Annotated in this window: 17 protein-coding genes; 6 read left to right on the top strand and 11 right to left on the bottom strand. The window is 56.0% G+C overall.

The genetic code is table 11. The features are described 5' to 3' along the window. The first annotated feature begins 34 nt into the window (after positions 1-34). Complete coding sequence (locus RDV48_24840; protein ID MDQ7826053.1) at positions 35-2,605, top strand: glycogen/starch/alpha-glucan phosphorylase; 2,571 nt, start codon at positions 35-37, stop codon at positions 2,603-2,605. After that, positions 2,602-3,753 carry an aminotransferase class I/II-fold pyridoxal phosphate-dependent enzyme gene (locus tag RDV48_24845; GenBank protein ID MDQ7826054.1) on the top strand — a complete coding sequence of 384 codons (1,152 nt, stop codon included), beginning with the start codon at positions 2,602-2,604 and terminating at the stop codon, positions 3,751-3,753. The genes RDV48_24840 and RDV48_24845 overlap by 4 nt, the downstream gene beginning before the upstream one ends. Here RDV48_24845 and RDV48_24850 read toward each other — a convergent pair. The 10 genes from RDV48_24850 to pyrB all read right to left on the bottom strand — a co-directional run bounded on the left by RDV48_24850 (position 3,723) and on the right by pyrB (position 13,979). Continuing rightward, a complete protein-coding gene (locus tag RDV48_24850) occupies positions 3,723-4,565 on the bottom strand; it encodes an MBL fold metallo-hydrolase (GenBank protein MDQ7826055.1) in 843 nt (280 codons plus the stop codon). The genes RDV48_24845 and RDV48_24850 overlap by 31 nt on opposite strands. 5 nt (positions 4,566-4,570) lie before the next feature. After that, positions 4,571-5,215 carry an ankyrin repeat domain-containing protein gene (locus RDV48_24855; GenBank protein MDQ7826056.1) on the bottom strand — a complete coding sequence of 215 codons (645 nt, stop codon included), beginning with the start codon at positions 5,213-5,215 and terminating at the stop codon, positions 4,571-4,573. 1 nt (position 5,216) lies between these two features. Continuing rightward, positions 5,217-6,596 carry an NAD(P)H-dependent oxidoreductase gene (locus RDV48_24860; GenBank protein ID MDQ7826057.1) on the bottom strand — a complete coding sequence of 460 codons (1,380 nt, stop codon included), beginning with the start codon at positions 6,594-6,596 and terminating at the stop codon, positions 5,217-5,219. Between the two features lie 132 nt (positions 6,597-6,728). Then, entirely contained in the window at positions 6,729-7,256 is a 528-nt protein-coding gene (locus tag RDV48_24865) for a GNAT family N-acetyltransferase (GenBank protein MDQ7826058.1), read from the bottom strand. Positions 7,257-7,320: 64 nt separating this feature from the next. Then, a complete protein-coding gene (locus tag RDV48_24870) occupies positions 7,321-7,893 on the bottom strand; it encodes a hypothetical protein (GenBank protein ID MDQ7826059.1) in 573 nt (190 codons plus the stop codon). A gap of 29 nt (positions 7,894-7,922) precedes the next feature. Continuing rightward, on the bottom strand, positions 7,923-8,963 hold the full coding sequence (locus RDV48_24875; GenBank protein ID MDQ7826060.1) for a dihydroorotase: 1,041 nt from the start codon (positions 8,961-8,963) through the stop codon (positions 7,923-7,925). 80 nt (positions 8,964-9,043) lie between these two features. Continuing rightward, positions 9,044-10,762, bottom strand: a complete 1,719-nt coding sequence (locus RDV48_24880) for a dihydroorotate dehydrogenase (protein ID MDQ7826061.1) — start codon at positions 10,760-10,762, stop codon at positions 9,044-9,046. Next, positions 10,759-11,667 carry an orotidine-5'-phosphate decarboxylase gene (gene pyrF, locus RDV48_24885; GenBank protein ID MDQ7826062.1) on the bottom strand — a complete coding sequence of 303 codons (909 nt, stop codon included), beginning with the start codon at positions 11,665-11,667 and terminating at the stop codon, positions 10,759-10,761. The genes RDV48_24880 and pyrF overlap by 4 nt, the downstream gene beginning before the upstream one ends. A 1-nt stretch (position 11,668) precedes the next feature. Beyond that, on the bottom strand, positions 11,669-12,361 hold the full coding sequence (locus RDV48_24890) for an orotate phosphoribosyltransferase (GenBank protein ID MDQ7826063.1): 693 nt from the start codon (positions 12,359-12,361) through the stop codon (positions 11,669-11,671). Between the two features lie 10 nt (positions 12,362-12,371). Continuing rightward, positions 12,372-13,979 carry an aspartate carbamoyltransferase gene (gene pyrB / locus RDV48_24895; protein ID MDQ7826064.1) on the bottom strand — a complete coding sequence of 536 codons (1,608 nt, stop codon included), beginning with the start codon at positions 13,977-13,979 and terminating at the stop codon, positions 12,372-12,374. 58 nt (positions 13,980-14,037) lie between these two features. Here pyrB and RDV48_24900 point away from each other — a divergent pair, with 58 nt between their 5' ends. The 4 genes from RDV48_24900 (at position 14,038) to RDV48_24915 (ending at position 18,606) form a co-directional block, all read left to right on the top strand. Further along, positions 14,038-15,336, top strand: coding sequence for an ankyrin repeat domain-containing protein (locus RDV48_24900; protein ID MDQ7826065.1), 1,299 nt, complete (start codon positions 14,038-14,040; stop codon positions 15,334-15,336). 176 nt (positions 15,337-15,512) lie between these two features. Further along, complete coding sequence (locus RDV48_24905; protein MDQ7826066.1) at positions 15,513-15,725, top strand: hypothetical protein; 213 nt, start codon at positions 15,513-15,515, stop codon at positions 15,723-15,725. A gap of 212 nt (positions 15,726-15,937) precedes the next feature. After that, positions 15,938-16,138: a hypothetical protein gene (locus tag RDV48_24910; GenBank protein MDQ7826067.1), complete on the top strand. Its 201-nt coding sequence runs from the start codon at positions 15,938-15,940 to the stop codon at positions 16,136-16,138. A 395-nt stretch (positions 16,139-16,533) separates the two neighbouring features. After that, positions 16,534-18,606: a S46 family peptidase gene (locus RDV48_24915; protein ID MDQ7826068.1), complete on the top strand. Its 2,073-nt coding sequence runs from the start codon at positions 16,534-16,536 to the stop codon at positions 18,604-18,606. Here the strand turns inward: RDV48_24915 and RDV48_24920 are convergent, their stop codons facing one another. After that, a complete protein-coding gene (locus RDV48_24920) occupies positions 18,607-19,200 on the bottom strand; it encodes a class I SAM-dependent methyltransferase (GenBank protein ID MDQ7826069.1) in 594 nt (197 codons plus the stop codon). It abuts the gene before it with no gap. Positions 19,201-19,269: the final 69 nt, after the last annotated feature.

Raw genomic sequence — 19,269 nt, forward strand, 5'->3', positions numbered from 1 at the left:
ACAAGCGAAAAAAGCTCCGCACAGAAAGAGAGGTATGATCACAGTGAAGAAAAGTTCATCGACAGGCACCGCACCCTCGCCGGACCCGAAAAGAGAGGCATTCTGGGCACTCATGGAGGACTTCCTGGATTTGGACAGGGCCAGCATTGAGCGCTTCATGGCAAATCACATGGAGTACACCCAGGGCAAGGAAAAATTCACCTCCAGGGACATCGACTTTTACATGAGCCTCGCCTACACGGTGAGAGACTATCTCATGGAGCGCTCCAACAACTCTCACCACCATTATTACGGTGAAAACGCGAAGCGCGTCTATTACCTCTCGATGGAATACCTTATGGGGAGAACACTGGGGAACGCCCTGGTGAACCTGGGCATGTACGACCTGGCAAAAGACACCCTTGCCCGGTATGACCTGGATATGGAGGAGCTCATGAACTTCGAGCCCGATGCCGGCCTGGGCAACGGGGGCCTCGGAAGGCTCGCCGCCTGCTTCCTGGACTCGATGGCCACCCTCTCCATCCCCTCCTTCGGCTACGGCATCCACTACGACTACGGCATCTTCAACCAGAAAATCAAGGACGGCTTCCAGGTGGAGCTTCCCGACAACTGGCTGAAATTCGGTAATCCCTGGGAAACCCTGAGGCAGGATTACACTTATGTCATCGAGATAAGCGGCCGTGTGATCCAATACACGGACAACAAAGGAAGTCTCCGGCATGACTGGGTTGACACCAGAAAGGCTCTTGCTGTGCCCTATGATACACCGATTCCCGGCTACGGCAACTTCACGGCCAATACGCTCCGGCTCTGGTCGGCTAGGGCCATCCACGAGTTCAACCTCGAGAAGTTCAACGAAGGAGATTACATGCTTGCGGTCCAGGAGAGGAGCCTCGCGGAGACCATCACCCGCGTCCTCTACCCCAAGGACGACCAGATCAAGGGGAAGACCCTGAGGCTCATCCAGGAATACTTCTTTGTATCGGCATCGCTCCAGGACATCATCAGGCGCCACAAGGTGAAGAACCGCTCGCTTGACAACCTGGAGAAAAAGGCGGCCATCCAGCTCAACGACACCCACCCCGCCCTTGCCATTGCCGAGCTGATGAGGATCCTTGTGGACAAGGAGGGCTACGGATGGGAGAAGGCCTGGGACATAGTCCAGGGGACCATAGGCTATACCAACCACACGGTGCTCCCCGAGGCCCTCGAGAGATGGCCCGTCTCCCTGATGGAGGAGATACTGCCCCGCCATCTCCAGATTATTTACGAGATCAACAGGCGCCACCTGGATGAGGTGAGCGTCCGCTTCCCCGGTGATACGGGCCGCCTTGCAAGGATGTCCATCATCGAGGAGACTCCCGAGAAGGCCGTGCGCATGGGGCACCTGGCCGTCGTGGGAAGCCACTCGGTGAACGGCGTGGCGGAGCTTCATTCCCAGATCCTTGTCGAGTCGGTCTTCAAGGACTTTGCCGAGCTGTGGCCTGAAAAATTCAGCAACAAGACCAACGGGATCACCCAGCGGCGCTGGCTGCTGCTCTGCAACCCCGAGCTCGCCGCGCTGACCTCCAGGACCATAGGCGACGGCTGGGTAAAGGATCTCTTCCAGCTGAGGGAGATGGAAAAGTCTGCAAAAGACGAAAAATTCAGGCGTGCCTGGAGGGAGATCAAGCAGAACAACAAGAAGAGGCTCGCGGAATACGTGGAGAAGACCATGGGCATCACCCTGAACACCGAATCAATATTTGACTCCCAGATCAAGAGGGTCCACGAGTACAAGAGGCAGCTCCTCAATGTGCTCCATACCATCACCCTTTACCACCGCATCAAGAACAATCCCGGAGGGGATTTTGTGCCACGCACAAAGATCTTCTCAGGGAAGGCGGCACCGGGGTACTTCATGGCGAAGCTGATCATCAAGCTCATTAACGCCGTGGCTGAAGTGGTGAACAACGATCCCGACATGGGCGACATGCTCAAGGTGGTCTTCATGGAGAATTACAGCGTGACGCTCGCCGAGCTGATAATCCCCGCCTCGGACCTCTCGGAGCAGATTTCCACCGCCGGCATGGAGGCGTCAGGGACAGGGAACATGAAGCTCTCCCTCAACGGCGCCCTCACCATAGGGACGCTTGACGGTGCCACCATCGAGATCAGGGAAGAGGTCGGCGACGAGAACATCTTCATCTTTGGCCTCACGGCCCAGGAGGTCCAGGAGCTCAGGGCCTCGGGGTATGATCCCTTCCAGGAGGTGCACGACAACGATGAGCTGAGGGCATCACTTGAGATGATTTCCACAGGGCTCTTCTCCGGTGGCGACAGGGAGCTCTTCAAGCCTCTCCTTGATTCGCTGCTGGGAAAGGGTGACTTCTTCCTGGTGCTCAAGGACTATGCCTCCTATATCGCCTGCCAGGAGAAAGTGAATCTCTTCTTCAGAAACCAGCAGAAATGGACCGAGATGTCTATCCTGAACACCTGCCGCATGGGCAAATTCTCGAGTGACAGGACCATCAGCGAATACAACGGTGAGATCTGGAAGGCCGAGCCGGTGGTCATTGAGCAGAAGCGCCGGCCCTCGCGAGAGCCGGCCTGCTCAAAGCGATGAAGATAGCCGATTTCAGGCTCGAGCGGTTTTTTGCCCGCCACGAGTTCAGCGCCCCTTATCTTCTCTGCTCTTCCGACTGCGAAAGCTGGTCGGTGGAGGAACTCCTCTCCCTGGAGGAGGGGAGCCTGAGCGAGCTGCGGGCCCTGCGGCTCGGCTACACGGAGTCCCTGGGGCACCCCGCTCTCAGGGAGGAGCTGGCGCGCCTCTATGAGAGGATGGGCGCCGATGATATCATTGTCTTCTCCGGCGCCGAGGAGGCAATTTTCATCTTCATGAACGTGGCCCTCGGCAAAGGCGATCACGTCATCGTGCAGTTCCCGGCGTACCAGTCACTCTATGAGGTGGCGGACTCCATAGGGTGCCGTGTCACCCGCTGGGTAATGGATGAGCGCAAGGGGCTGTGGCACCTGGATATGGACCTCCTGGAGAGACTGATCGAGAAAGATACCAGGGCCATTATCATCAATACGCCCCACAATCCCACGGGCCACCTCATGCTCCGCGCAGATTACGAAAGGCTCATTGAGATAGCAGCGCAGAAGGGCATCACCCTCTTCTGCGACGAGGTGTACCGCATGCTGGAACATGACTGTTCCTTGCGGCTCCCTGCCCTCTGCGACTGCCTTGACAAGGGCATATCACTGGGAGTCATGTCAAAATCCCTCGGGCTTGCGGGCCTCAGGATAGGATGGGTTGCGACCGCTGACAGGGACCTGAGGCGGAAAATGGCTTCCTTCAAGGATTACACCACAATCTGCAGCAGCGCTCCCTCGGAGCTCCTCTCGATGATTGCCCTCAGGAACAGGGATAAGCTCCTGGCGCGGAATCTATCAATCATATCCCTCAACATGGAGCTTCTGTCAGGATTCTTCAGGGAATACGGGCACCTCTTCAGGTGGGCTCCCCCCCGTGCAGGGTCCATTGCCTTCCCCTCGCTGCTCTTTGAAAAAAATGTGCTGGATTTCGTGACAGACCTTGTGGAGAAAAAAGGCGTGCTGCTCATGCCGGGCACCCATTACGACTTTGACGAGAGGCACTTCCGCATAGGCTTCGGCAGAAGGAACATGCCGGAAGCCCTGGGCCGTCTTGAGGAATACGTGAAGGAGCAGCTTGCAGGTCAGGCCGGCCCCCGGGGGCTCGATAATTGAGCTGCCGCCGCATGCACGTTGCCTTCATGGGCTTCCCTGTAAAAATCACTGAGGACGGACTTCCTCCCGAGGCACTCCTCCACAGCCACGTTCAAAGGCTCAGGCTCCTTCCCCTCTTTGATGAGCTTCTTCACGATGCTCCTGAGCCTTGAAAGATACTCTCTGTTATCATCTGCCAGGGAGGGATCGGTCCTCTCCCCATGGCCGGGAAAGACCTGGCGGGGCTTCCATTTCCTGAGCCTCCCGAGGTTTCTTATAAACAGGTCAAGCGAGGTGCCGGGACCTCCCTCATGGGCCAGGGGGAAGGGATCTTCCACCATGTCGCCGGCAAGGCACACGTGGGAAGGCTCGAGAAAGACCACGAGGGAGTCCCGTGAATGGCCGGGCAGGTGCTCAAGAACGACATCGACGGTACCGTCGCTTATGGTGAGGCGCCGTGAGAAGGTGATGCCGGGAAGCACTATGGTCACCCTGCCTTTCTCCCAGTCAGGGCTGCTCTTCCTGTAGGAATCAAGGGTGGCCTGGGCGCTTTCTCTCATCATGGCGAGGCACTCTTCCTGGGCAATCACCACCGCAGCGTCCCCAAATGCGCAGTTTCCCCAGACATGGTCAAAGTGATGGTGAGTGTTCACTATAAAAAGAGAGCGCTTCCCGCCGCGGGATTTCATATAATCCAGGAAAGGCACCATACTGGCAGGACCCATGAAGGTGTCCACCACAATGAAGAGGCTTTCTGTCTCAATAAGAAAGCAGTTCGCATTAAAAAGATCGGGAAACTTCAGCACATGGAGCTGGTCTCCAATTTTTTCCATAAGAGCTACTCGGTGACATTTTTCTTCGTGAGTTCGTCAACGACGGTCCTGTAGCCTTTTTTCTTCGCGATGGAGAGGGCCGAGGCTCCTGCCGCATTGCGGAGGTTCAGCGCCGCGCCCTGGGCCATGAGAAGGAGGGCCGTCTCCGGGTGGCCGTTCATGAGAGCCCACATAAGAGGCGTGTTCTTCTCCTCGTCAAGGCCGTTTATCTCGCCCCCTTTTTCCAGGAAATATCCCACCATTTTATCCCTGCCGTAATAGGCCGCATAGTGGAGGGGCGTGCGACCGTAGCTGTCACGGGCCGTCACGTCAGCACCCCTCCCGATAAGGAGATCGCCCACGGCGGGAGAGGCAGCGACATGAAGAGCGGTCTGGCCGTCCCTGTCTTTCGCGTGGACACTTGCTCCCCTGGAGATCAGGAAAGCCGTCATCTCCTTGCTGCCCCCCTGGGCGGCGCGGTGAAGAGGAAGCTGCCCCTGCACCATATCCCCCACGTTGAGGAGCTCGGGATTCTCCTTCAGAAACTGCTGTACCTTCTTGATATCGCCTGCACCGGCGGCTTCATGAATCTCCCCGGCCGGGCAGGGCTGCCTCATGAGAGACAACACGGCGATGAGAGCAGTAATAAGAATTTTCAGGTGTTTTTCCATGTCATTTCATCCCTGCCATTTCCTGGATTACCTTCTGGTAGGGCTCAAGCATTTTTTTCTTGGATTCCCGTATCATGGCTTTCCGCCCCGAAGGAAAGAGCATCATGAGGCCCAAGAAGTGTTTCTTCATATTCTCTGTCACGTCATTCTGGGGATAGTCATAGAGCCCATGCTCCCTGTAGTAAAGGTGATCGGCCTTGAAAAGCCATTGATGGGTGTACACGAGGTCCCGGAAAAGAAGATGGGCTCCCACGCCGGGGAAGGTCAGGGGCCTGATGAAGCCCTCGCCGATGCTCCAGAGAATTTTCTTTGCCAGGGCATTCAGGCGCGCGGTCACCTCGGCCGATGATCCCTCGTCGGTGATAATCCCCAGGTTGTGCACCTGCCCTGCGCCGGCTATGCATTCAAGGTACTGGACAATCTGGGGGTTCTGGGCCAGTGGGCCCGAGAAGAGGAAGGCTGCCTGCTTTCCCGAGGTAGTAGGGCGGTGCCCGTTAAAGAAGCTGCGGTCATAGAACATCTTCCAGCGCGCCGAGAGGAAGCGGTCCCTGATCGTCCCTGCATAAATGATGGCATCGGCCGGCATCAGATGCTCCCTGTAAATCTTCGTGAATCCGTCCTTGTAAGAGCATTCATTCTCCGACACGCACCGGTAGCAGCTCAGGCACCCCCCCCGCATGGAAATTGACCTTATGTTGATGATCTCAAGGGGATTGGCAAGCGATTTCGCCAGGACTTCCGTCATGCGCGAGAGGTTTACATCCTTTTCTTCCGCATCGGTAAAGAGCACGATTTTTCGTGAGCCCTTCTTAGGGACATCGGCTATCTTGCCTGGCTTGTATTCCGAAAGCCTGGCGGAAGGCGGAAGGAAAGGCTGCTTTCCCGGCCAGTTTTCCTCCACATGGAGGAAAAAGGCGCGCATGAAAGTGATAATCCTGTGGCGCTCTTCCTTCTTGATAAGATCATCCATCCCGGCAGAGTATCCCTCGACATATCTCATTGACAGATCTGAAGAGACAGCCTCCGTGTAAGCATGGGCCACGTTGTCCATGAAATGGGCCGACGTGGTGAAGGTCGTCGCATACTTGCCCTTGAAGGCCTCAGCAAAGCCGCCTTCGAAAACAAGCTCAATAAAACGCTTCATCTGGGCCGGCACAAGGCCGACATAGACCGGATAACACCATATCACCGCATCGGAGGCCTCAATCTCCTCGGCCAGTTCTTTCAGGGCATCGGGCTTTTTTTCATAACGGCCTATTTCCATGCCTGTGTGAAAGACCCTGAAGGTATGCATGTCAAAATACTTCTCCAGGTAGCGGATGTAATGAAGGGTTACGCTGTGGGGGCCCTTGGGGCTTCCACTCAAAACCACGATTTTCATAAGCAGCTCCTTTCCTTTACTCCGAGCATCATGAATAAGGGTGAATTGCTCAAACAGTCACAACGAATTGGCTCACTCATGGAGTAATGATTTCGTGCTTTATCGCCCTTATTCCTATTCAGATAAAAACTCTCACTGCCTGAGAGAGGTGAGGGCCCACCAGTAAGTGCGCCCGGTTTCCCTGGTCCTCATCATTCCAATATTCACAAGGACCCTCTGGGAAGGCATGTTGTCCTTCTCAGTCTCGGCTGTCACCATGGCCACGCCGGGGATTGAAAGAGCCCAGGAGCATACGGCCCTCAGCGCTTCCGTCATATAGCCCCGGCAGCGGTAAGCCTCCTGCATGATATAGCCAAGCTGCACTCTTCCCTCAGAATCGGGGGGGCCATGAAAGCATAGGCCCCCGATTATCCTGTTCTGCTCCCTGAGCGCTATCTCCCAGTTGGTGTTCCACAGGTAATTCTCCGGGTCTTCCTCCACAAGGGAAATCATCGCCTCAAGGGCTGCCTCAAGGGCCTCGGCAGTCTCCCGGTCAAGGGGGCTTACCGTCATTTCAAGACCCAGCCGTTTCTCCATTACGTGACGACCGCTGCGGCAGAGGCAAAGCTCCTCTCCGGTGAGAGGAATCAGGCGGAGCCGCGGTGTTTCAAGTTCCCTCATGAGAAATGCCCTTCTTCCTTCCGCCCCCCGACTCCTGTCTTAAAGATAAAGAGGGGCATCTGGCTCAGGGCTTTGTGGCCGTGCGGGCATATTGGATCACTGCCGGGATGCCGCCTTTTTCCTCGACATTGCAGAAAATCTTGAAACCCCTGCCATAATCGGGGTCATCCAGAGAGAGAAGTCTCCCCGCGAGGCTGAGTTCTCCCAGGGCCAGGAGGGTCTTCCATTTGCACCACTCGGCGAAGCCCTCCTTGAGAGTTCTGTCCTGGAGAGGACTGTTCGAGGACTGCCAGGCATGGGCAAGCTCATGAGCCAGGACGGCGATAGCCTTGCTCCTGGAGAGGCCGGCTACAATCCATATGCTTTCAGGACTGTGAGACTGATAATAGCCTCCCACCTCGACAGCACGGCCGCCGCCTGAATTGTGCTGCACCTGCACCTCATCATAAGGCCTGACCATGATAAGAATATCCCTGTCTATCTTAACTCCCAGCAGGCCCAGGATGCGCTTCGCCTCTTTGCAGCAGGCAGTTCCCTGTTCATCGGTGGTAATCTGCTGGCACCAGAGGGAAGCCACCATTGCGGCAACAAACAGGGCCGTCATGATAAGAGTCATTGCTACCTTTAATCTCCCCATCCCCATGATAGTCGCTCCTCTCTTTTGTTTCACAGGTCATTCAGGCATGCAAAGGGGTCAAAATCATATTCCTTTTCCAGGGGCTGCGAAGGCGGATGGATGATGCGCGCCACGTCGATTCCAAAAGCCCTCTCTATGGTGCGGTGCGTAACCCTTTCAATGATGCGCGCCGGCATCCCGATCTCCTTCAGCTTTGCAATGAAACGAGGATAAAAGGGCAATCCCGGCACTCCGGGGAGGGGATCTTTCCTGTTCAGCTTTTCCTTGAGAAGGTGGGGTGCATGATCGGTCTCTATCCAGTCAATCCTCCCGTTCATGAGAAGCCCGAGGAGCCTGCGCTGCACCTCCTCGCTGCGAAGGGGCGGGTTCATTATAAGGCTGCCCCCCCGTGGGCCCTTCATCATGCCGGTATGAAGAAGCGCGTGATGGGGGGTAATACCGCAGGTGATGGGAAAGAGCCCGCGCTCGTTCTCGCGCTCAATCTCATAAATCGTGTCAGGGTGCGATACATGACATACATGGAGGATCCCGCGGAATCCCGCTTTTCCCGCTTTCGCTATAAACTCGGCGACCCCGCGGACTTCTGCTTCATGAGGCCTTGCGAGGGCATAGGTTTCAGGGCTCGAGCACTCAAAGAGATCTCTTCTCAGCAAAGATTCCTTCTCACAGTGAACAGCAAGCACTCCATCATAATGTGTTTTTGCAAGAACGGTAATGACATTCGCCAGCCCTTCGTCGTCATTGACGGCGAGAGCTCCCCCGGCGCCTCCCGCGTAGAGCTTGAGGCCTACCACGCGGGGGAAAAGCGATTTATGGGCTGCCACGGCTTCCTTTACCTGCTGCGGATCGGCCGTAAGGCCCATGAAAATCCCGTGGAAGAGGGGGACTCCGCTTGAATCGGCAAGGGCTATTCTTTCAAGAACCCTCTCCATGGTCGTGAGGGGGGGATCGGTGTTGGGCATCTCAAAAACACCGTCAAGACCTGCATCAAAGGCGACCCTGAGGCCATGGGCAAGGGTCTCCTTATAGGCCTGTTTCCAGTCTCTCAGATGGACATGAGGATCAATCATAGGTCTTTCTTCTTTATCGCGGCTTCCGGCTCCTGCCTTAATGCCACATTCCCGCCGGAACCGGCGTACTTTCATGCTTCTTACGACAGGTCCAGGCCATGGTCCTGCAGGAAAGCGTAAGAGACAAAGGTCCCCTCCTGGCAGGTGAGATGGCCGCCGCATTCACATTCGCCGCATATTCCAACTCCGCACATGGTATGAGTCTCCAGTGAATTCCAGATTCTCTCTGCCCTGACGCCTGCCGTCTCCTGGAGCCTTGAGGCTTCTGCCATCAGGAGAGGAGGACCGATGTTATAGCAGCAGTCAGGCCGGATCTTACGGGACTCCAGGTCCCTGGAAACGCTCCCCAGCACGGCGCCAGGCTCATCCTGGTCAGCCACAGTCTCAAGGTGGCCATACTCTCTGATGAGGTCAGAAAACAGGGGCTCCTCTCCCCTCTTCACCCCATAATAGATTCTGATATGCGAGGCTTTTCCCGAGAGCATCGAAAGGAGGGCCGGCACCACGGCTATACCGGTGCCGCCCGCCACTACCATCACGGTGCTGCTGCCGCACGGCGGCCCCTCTTTTCCATAGGGTCCCCTGATAAGAACAGTATCGCCGACTTTCAACGAAAACAATGCCTCTGTCACGATCCCCTGCTCCAGAGCCTTGTCATAATGACGTTTTCTTATTACAAAGGTCATCGGATTTCCGTACGCCATTGAAAAAGGTTTCTCCCCTGCACCCGGCACCCACAGGAATACATACTCTCCTGCCCTGCAGTCACAGGCTCCATCGAGGGTAAGGAGCAGGAGGTCACTGCCCTTCTGCTCCCTCCTGGATATCTTATAAGGGCGGTATTCCATGAGCCTTTCATTTATCAGAAGCTCGCCCGACAGGCATGTGCCCTGTTCCGTGTCATCCCTGAGAGCCTTTACAAAAGCAGGGCGCACCGGGTGGGGAACGCGTATGAAGAGGCTCCCCAGGCCCACGGTTTGGGCACCTGCTTCGCGCATTGCCCTCACATCGGCACCAGTGGTGATACCTCCCATACCGATGAGAGGCGCTCCGGGGCCGATTTCACCCCTTATTGCTGCTATTTTGCTCAATGCCTCATCAAGTATCCACCGGCCTGATTTCCCGCCCTTATGTCCCCTGGGGTTTGAAAGGATGGGCATCCCCGTGTGCGGCTCATAATAGACTTCAGGGCCCACCGTGTTGATGGCTGCTATGCCATCAGCCCCCGAGGCCATCGCAGCCACGGCAACGGCCTCTATGCTGGGCACATTGGGAGTGAGCTTGGGGAAAAGGGGCTTTGACGTGAGGGCTCTGAGAGCTTTCACATACCGGGCCGTCAGCGCGGCATCACTGCCGATTGAAGAGCCATAGCCTTCTCCGGCATGGGGACAGGAGAAATTGAGCTCCAGCAGGTCCGCCACAGGCTCAAACTTTTTTACCAGCAGCGCAAAATCGTCAACAGAATTCCCGGAAAGGGAGATATTCAGCAGCGCCCGCATCGAATGGCGGCTCCTGAGGCTCAAAAGCTCATCAAAGCCCTTCTCCATACCGGGGTTTCGAAGGCCCACAGCGTTCCCGTAGCAGCCTATGCCTGCCTCTACAAGGACAGGTTCCCTGTTGCCAGCATCAGGCATCACCTGGTAGCTCTTGGTCGTAATGACATCAATGCCGGGAACATTGCGGTCCACCCATTCGATGAGAGAGGGCTTCGTGGTCAATATGCCGGAGACAGTGGCGCACTTCAGCGCCGGGGACGAGAGACAGGCAAGAACCTCGGCGGGGGAGCAGCCTCCCATCATCCCACCTGCCTGAAGGCAATCTCGTCATTCAGCGTCACCAGTTCGGCAACGGACACCTCCGGCCAGTTGGAGGGAACCTTTTTCCTGGCCCGCTGCCATGGGTGGGTGATGCCGCTTGAGCTGCTGATCCGCACCATTGAGAGATCATATCCCACGTTGCGCAGGCGCCGCGCCACATCGCCTGCCGATCCCCCCTGGGCTCCCACGCCGGGAATGAGGAGGGGAATATGGCGGTTTACATAAAGCTTCGCGATATCGGTGAGCTCTTCAGGGGAGGTGGCACCGACTACGGCGCCGACACCAGGCCGCTCTTTCGCCCACTTGACGATCTTTTCGGCAATGGCAATGTAAAGGGGGACCTTGTGCTCACCCTCCAGCACCATGAGATTCTGAAAGTCCAGGGCACCCTTGTTGGAGTTCCTGTTCAGCAGGTATACACCGCGCCCCTTTTCATCATTGCAATATTCTGCAAAGGGCAGAATCGAATCTGAGCCCATGAATGGCGACACGGTGACGGCATCAACGCCCCAGGACAGGAAGCCCTCATCGGCGTAATTGGCCGACGAAGTGGTGATATCGCCGCGCTTGTAATCGAGGATAAGAGGGATTCCGGGGAAGCGTTTCCTGATCTCGCCGATGACCTGGGCCATCACGTGGCTCCCCCTGAAGGAACCCTCCAGGGGAGTGTCATACTTCAGGTAAAAACCATGATTCAGCTTGAAGGCTCCCGGCCTGGATCCTACCTGCGCCATCCTGTCGAAGAGCGCCCTGTAGAATTCAGGCACTCCCGCAATGCCCTCCGATGCGAGGTGAGCGGGCATTGCCTCAATTACAGGGTCCAGCCCTATGCACACGATGCTCGAGGTCTCCTGGGCGCTTTTTTTCAGGACATCCAGATAGTTCATCTCATTCTCCTTTCACCACTCGAGGAAATCCATGCTTTGCTCCCCACCCGAATGGATCATGGCGCCATTCTCTCAGGATCGATACTTCATTCTGGCTCAGATAGCCTGTTTCAAGGGCTTTCTCCAGCAGCACATCATAGGCGAAGATGGGAATCAGCTCACAGGGCGGCCTCATTGAGAGGAAGAGCTCCTCGGCTTCATCAAAGCCATAACTGAATACGGCCAGGCAGTGAGAGACGGTACCGCCGGCAGCCCTCAGGGCCCTGACGGCCAGGGCGGAGCTTCTTCCCGTCGAGATGAGATCCTCGATAAGCACTACCTTTCTGCCCCCGAGGGTATTCCCCCTTCCAAGGCCTTCAACCTGGCATCCCATTCCGTGGTCCTTGGCCTCCGGCCTCACATAGACGAATGGCGCCTGCAGGCTTTCAGCGAGGGCCATTCCAAAAGGTATTCCCGCCGTAGCGGTGCCGGCAATGACCTCATAAGCAATGTTCTTTTCCTTGATGATACAATCAAAGGCACCGGTGATGAGCTTCCTGTATTCCGGGAAAAAAAGGAACATCCTGTTGTCATTATATATGGGCATCCTGTAACCGGAGACCCACTGAAAGGGCTCCCTGGCGTCAAGCCTGATAGCCTTTATCTCCAGGCCTGCCTGGGCAATTCTCCCTGCGTACTCTGAAAAAATCCTCATTGAAGCCACCTCACAGATCCCATATCTCCTTGAAATTGTGGAGCCTGTCACAGTAGTGGCACTTGAAGACATGGCCCAGCATACGGTGAAATATGGGCTTAGTATACTCATGATGGGAAGGATGAGAGATACAGTCAACGTTTTTACAGCTTGTCTGCCCGAAATTCTCGATGCGCCAAGGCATGTGAAGCCTGAACTTGCGGACCACTTTCCACTCCTTCACTACATTAAGGGTGCACTCGGGGCTCACGGCGGCAAGCTTCTCCATCTCCCTGGGACCGAAGCCCAGGAATCCCGGCACCGAGATGATGCCCTTGAATCTGCCGTCATTCTCTCCCCTGTAGACCCCATGAGAGCTCATGCGATTCAGGGCCAGGATTTTCCTGGTCCTGTCGATGTGGTCCCAGATAGTCCCCTCGTCCTCGCCCTTCTCGATATGATCTATCACTATGCCGGTCTCAATGGGTTTTATGCCCACCTTGTAATCGGGCTTTACCTTCTCCACCGGCGTCACTTCCTCAATGAAGTCGTCATTGGCGGAGGGGATTTCAGGGCTGGCACCCTGGAAGTCAAGACCTGTGGCCCCGCCGAGCATTGAAAGGAGCACCGTCCTGGTATAGTAGCCGTTGATTGACTGGCTTTCCCATCCGTTGAGGGGAGTTTCATCGAGAAACGAGGGTATCGTGGGGTATTCCTTGTTCCGGGGAAGGGGATGATAAAACCTTGTGTCATCGGGAAGGCGGTATTTCTCCAGGAAGCTCTTTTCAAAGGTAACGGCCTGCCTGAGCTGGTGCTCCTTCTGCAGGATCTTTTCTCCCATGCGCTCAAGCTGAAGCCTGGTGAAATACCATATATCGGCCACGTCGTCCTGCGAGAGATACTCCTCTATCGAGGAGAAATGCCTTACTCTGAAGCCGTTCCCTTCCATCTTCTCAATATAGTAGGAGGGCATGGCAAGCTCCTCAGGTGCCACGAGATCGACGGAGACCTCCTGGAAGATGCAGAGACCGTCAGGCTTGGAATGGATGGTCCTCCCGTGGAAAAGGTCGCCGATAAGGGCAATCCTTATCTTCCCGCGCTTCCATCCCAGGTGCTCCAGAAAAGTGAACTCGTCAAGGAACTCCTGGGTGGGGTGCTCATGCTTGCCGTCGCCGCTGTTGATGAAGGCGGGCTTCTCTATCCCGTGGCGCGCGGCGAACTCTGCAACAGAGGTATCAAGCCACCGGCACACTCCCTCCAGCTTTGTTCTCATGACAAAGACAGAATAGGGGCTGTAGCCGCAGAGCATGTTGAAAGTGTCACGGTAGCTCTCGTTCTTGGAGAACGAAGATGAATCGGCGTCAAATATGTTGAGCTTGGTCCTGTGAAAGCGGGCGGCGTTGATGAAGGATTCCCTGGTCCTCGTGCTGTCCTCGAGAAAAAGGATATAGATGGCCATCAGGGGATCATCTACGCAGAACGCCGAGGTATCGCCCCCTGTCCTGAGGGTTTCCTTGAGCTCCCGCGATTTCTGGTAAAGGTAATACTGCTCATCAAGGGAGAGGTCGCCCACCACCGACACTGACCGCCCCTTGAAGGGTCCCTTTTCTTTCTTCCTGCCTGTTGCCGCAGTTTCCATACTTTCCTCACACGATATCAATCCTGTGAATAATACCCTCCCCCGGGAAAAAAGTCAAGTGGAGCACACTCATCCACGGGAATCATTCATCGGTAATCCGGACGCCATGGACCGCTCCTGCCTTGATTTCTGCGCAGATTTCCCCTACAATAAAACCATGCACCGCGACTTCCTGCTCATTCTGTTTATTGCTTATACCCTGGGAATCATTGTTCAGAAGCTCCTGAAAAAGGATTTCTTTCCAGGTGATTTTCTCAATGTATCCTTTCTTTATGTTGTTCTCATCACAGGATTCGTGCTGCACGCGATCATCCACCGCGGCAGCCTGGAGGGGATTTCCCTCGGGAAACGGGATCTGGTACTGATGATCCTTCTTATCCTGGCAGGGTACTATGTGCTATATGCGGTCATCATCCCATGGTTCAGGAGAAAACATGAGAGTTCCATCGATTTTTCACCCCGGTATAAAGCCTGTAAGCAGGAGGAAAGCGAAAAGAAACGCTTCCTCGAGGCGGTCCTCCATGGAGACATGGAGGTGGTGAACCAGATGCTCGGGATCTTACCCGAGAGGATCTATCTCAAAGCCCCCGGCGGAGAGTTGCTTGCAGACTATGCATTGAAACAGGGCAGGCAGGCGATGGCGGAGTTTCTTGGAACCTTTGGAAAAGCCTTGAAGGAAAAGAAAGAGATGTTGAAGAGTGCTGTCGTGGAGGGCGACGCTTCCAAGGCGGAGGAGCTTGCCGGCCGGGACGGATATCTGGTGAAGGTGCCTGTGGACGCTTCAGGTGCGACAGTCCTCCATCTTGCGGCAGAACGTGGAAACACCGCGTTGGCGGCGTTTTTTATCGAGAAGGGCGCGGATCTCAACGCCAAGGACAATGAAGGAGCAAGGCCCCTCCATTATGCGGCAGCTCTTGGCCAGTTGGAAGCCGCCGGGCTTCTCATCGAGAAGGGCGCCTCTGCATACCCCTGTGATGACGGCGGCGCCCAGCCTCTCCACGAGGCGGCGATGTCGGGCAATGTAGCTGTCGCGAAGCTCCTCATCGAGCATGGAGCTCATCCGAACAGTGCCGATGAGGTGTTCAGGTGGACACCGCTCTATTATGCAGAGTATTATGACCAGAAAGAGATGGTGGACTTTCTCCTGTCACGAGGCGCCATCCTCTCGGTAAGTGACACCTTCGGGAGGACTCCGCGGTGCGCCGGTGCGCTTCCTCTGGAATCCATGCAGGCCGGGCGCTGCCTGGTGCGGGCCTGGCGGCATCGATATCTTCGGCTTCGAAAAAGGCCTTGCTCCTGCAGGAAAGATCAGCATTCCGGCAGGCACGGCGCGAGCGGCATGGGCTCCCGCAGGTGATTGTATCGCCTCCCTGTCAGCCCAGGGAGAGATAGCCCTCTGGGACAGCCGTGAAGGCCGCCTCCTCTGGCGCTATGAGGAAATGTTCACCTGCTGCGCGGAAAATAAGGATTCCGCTTACGTGCCTCAACAACGCGGTTTCACTTTCCCTCTCCCGCGACGGGGAGTGGTGCGCCGTGCGCTCAGAGGCCTCCTATGGAGGAAACGGCCAGCTGGAGATCTGGAGGCGGGGAGCATGGCACCGCCCGATTCTCAAGCCCCTCTCGGGTAATTCCGTAAAATACCCGGAACACTCACGGGCCCTCGAGTTCCACCCCGAGAAGCCGCTCCTCGCCTCGTTCAACAAGGGCTCCTGGCATATCAGCGTGTGGAGAATAAACGGGAACTGAGTATGACTGTGACAATGCATTTCAATGTGCAGGGGCCTCATAAAGATCACCCGGCAAAGCCTCTTTATCTTCTAAAAGAATGCCTGTCTCTCTGAATGGAATATTTATCCTGGCAGATAGGTAACAGAGAGAGAAACAGAGATTCCCCGGAGAGAAAAAAGTCCCGGATATCAGGCAACAGACCAGCTCGGAAGTAAAGGAGGCTCATCACAATGGCGACTCAGAAAAGAATTAAGAACACATCATACAGGAAGGACCGGAAAGAAATAGAGGGAAAAAGAGACGTGATAAGCTCTCTCTGGAAGTGTGTCATTGGGATCGGCCCAGCCATCCGTAAAATGAGAGATGATTTATACCAGTTTTATATAATGGCCACTGAGCCGCTGTCCTATGAAATGCCCACTGAGCCATAGCTTCTTCCCTATGGATTTTAACGCCCTGTGGTAATACCCTTCTCCGGAAAAAAAGTAAAGCGGAGCATGGCGGGAAGGGAATCAGGGATCTGCAGTAAAATGGTCTTCCCGAGGCTCATTTTGAGGGGAGGCAGAGCTCTTACCTGAAGCTTGCCGAAGCCGTGGGGACGCTTGAGCATGAGAAGTCAGTGACAGTTCCCCTCCAGATACCGTAAGGAACCGGCAACAGCTCCCGTTCCCGCCTGAGGCTCTGGCAGGCCCGTGAAGGGAGCATGGAGCTGCCGGGAGAATGGCCCCTGGACTCTCCATACGGAGCTATCTCATGAAGGTTTTATGGGAAAGTGTGCCAAATTCTTCATGGACTTTCAGAGATAACCATCAGAGAGGTAACCGTCATGAAACATCATCGCATCCTGCTTCCTGTACTTGTCATACTTTTTCTTGCCGCAGCGGCTTTTGAGGCTTCCGCCGAGGAGGGCATGTGGACCCTCGACAACCTTCCCGCTGCCCGCCTCAAGGCAAGATACGGCTTCACCGCCACCAGGGAGTGGATCGAGCATGTGCGCCTTGCGAGCGTGCGCTTCAATGACGGCGGGAGCGGCTCCTTCGTGAGCCCCGGGGGGCTTGTGCTCACCAACCATCACGTGGCTGTGGGGCAGCTCCAGAAAATGTCGTCGGAGAAAAAGGATTATGTGACCGACGGCTACCTCGCCAGGAGCCCTGAGGAGGAGATTAAGTGCACTGACCTCGAGCTGAACATGCTGGTCTCTACGGAAAATGTTACCGAGAGGGTGAAAAAGTCCGTGAAGAACCTCACGGGCGAAAAGGCCCTCAAAGCAAGGAAAGCTGAGATGGCCCTCATCGAGAAGGAGTCCATGAATAAAACAGGGCTCCGCTCAGATGTGATCACCCTTTACCATGGCGGCGAATACTGGCTCTATGCCTTCAGGAAATACCGCGACGTGAGGCTTGTCATGGCTCCTGAAAAGCAAATCGCCTTCTATGGCGGCGACCTGGATAACTTCACCTACCCCCGCTATGACCTCGACTTCGCCCTCTTCCGCGTCTACGAGGACGGGAAGCCATTACACCCGAAGCATTATTTCAAATTCAACACCAATGGAGGCAAGGATGGCGAGCTTGTCTTCGTGAGCGGCCATCCAGGCACGACGAAGCGCCTCCTCACATACTCGCAGTATCTCTTTAACCGTGACCACAGCTACCCTGCAATACTCACGTGGCTCGACGGATCCCTCAAAACCCTTGATAAATACTCCGCGAAAGGTCCCGAAGAGAAGCGCCGCGCCGCCACCCTCAGGTTCTCCTATGGCAACTCCCAGAAGGCCCTGGCCGGAGAATACGAAGGGCTCAGGGAGCGTGCCTTCAGCGAGGACTTCAAGGCTCGCGAGGATCGTCTCCGCTCTACGGTGAATGCCAGCGCCGCCCTCAGGAAAGAGGCCGGCGCCTCCTGGGAGCAGATTGCCGCCGCCATGAAGAAATACGGACAACGCTATGATCACGAGCGCTACCAGGCCCTCAAAGGTCACAGGCTCCCTGCAATAGCCACGCAGGTGGTGTTCTTCATCATGGAGACAAAGAAGCCCGATGGCGAGCGGCTGAACGGCTACCATGACTCGCAGATTGACACATGGAAGTTCGTGAACCTCTCGCCTGAGCCCCTCTATGACGACCTTGAGGAGGCGCTCCTGGCCTTCAACATGGAGCTTTCCAGGAAAAAGCTCGGCGAGGCCGATCCCTTCGTGAAAGTGCTCCTGGGGGGGAAAACGCCGCAGGTGAGGGCCCGGGAGCTTGTCAGGGACACAAAGCTCAAAGACCCTTCCTACCGCTGGTCCCTCATCGAGGGCGGCGAAAAGGCGCTGAAAAACTCCGACGATCCCCTGGTGAGGCTTGCCCTCGCCCTGGAGCCAAAGCTGAGGGAATTCATCAAGTGGCGCGAGGCGAATATCGAGAGCGTCGTCACGCCGGCCACGGAGAATATTGCGAAAGCCCGCTTCGCCATCGAGGGCAGGACCACTTACCCTGACGCCACCTTTACCCTCAGGCTTGCCTACGGCACCATCAAGGGTTACGAGATGAACGGCACCCTCGCCCCTCCCGTCACGACCATTTACGGGCTCTACGACCGCTTTTACAGCTTCTCGGGAAAAATGGACTTCTGGCTTCCCCCGCGTTACCTTGAGAAAAAGGACAGCTTAGACCTGGCCACGCCATTCAATTTCGTCTCCACTGCCGACATCACGGGAGGGAACTCGGGCTCTCCTGTCATCACGCGAGATGCCGAGCTCGTGGGACTCATTTTTGACGGGAACATGGAAAGCCTGGCAGGGCGCTTCATCTTTTCCGACAAGACAAACCGCGCCGTGGCAGTCCACGCGGCGGCCATCATAGAAGCCCTCAGGAAGCTTTACGATGCGGGGCCTCTTGCTGACGAGCTCCAGGGGAAATAATCAGGCAGGGCTCGCTTTCACAAGATACAGGTGGGGCTTATCGGTAATGGCAACCTTTGAGAACCGGAGCTCTTGCAGCATTTTTCTCATTTCATCAGGGCCCGGGAGCATGTCGTGCCGCACAGGCCCTTCAAGGCGGCTGTGGAGCTCATTGATACTGCTGCAGCTCTCCGAGTGGGCTATCAGCAGGAAGCCGCCCGGTGTAATGTGGCGTCTCAGGTTGGCGAGGGCCCTTCTCTTGTCGGCAAAGTGGGGAAAGCACGAGTAACAGATTATCCTGTCAAAAGCTCTCCCGGGCACTGTGTCAGTGGTAAGATCGGCCCGGCAGAACGACACTCCGCTTCGGGATGAAAGCTTTTTCTCAGCCTCCTCGAGCATCTTTCCCGAAAAATCGGCACACACCACGTCGAGAGCCCCATCAAAGGCCCTGACCATGAAATCAGTGAAGACCCCCGTGCCGCAGCCGGCATCAAGGACCCGGGCCCCGGGAAAAAGCTCAAGGGCCTCCGCTATGAGGGCCAGCCGCAATGGATCGTGGCTGGCCTGCTCATCCCATCGGGAAGCCATATGATCAAAGTAGCTCCGGTGATCCATGATGAAAGAGTTGGCGACGCAAAGCCATACCTCCTGCCGGCATAAATCTGGCGGTCAAGGTGCACCTCC

It is taken from the genome of Candidatus Eremiobacterota bacterium (assembly GCA_031082125.1).
GTDB lineage: Bacteria > Vulcanimicrobiota > CADAWZ01 > CADAWZ01 > Ess09-12 > Ess09-12.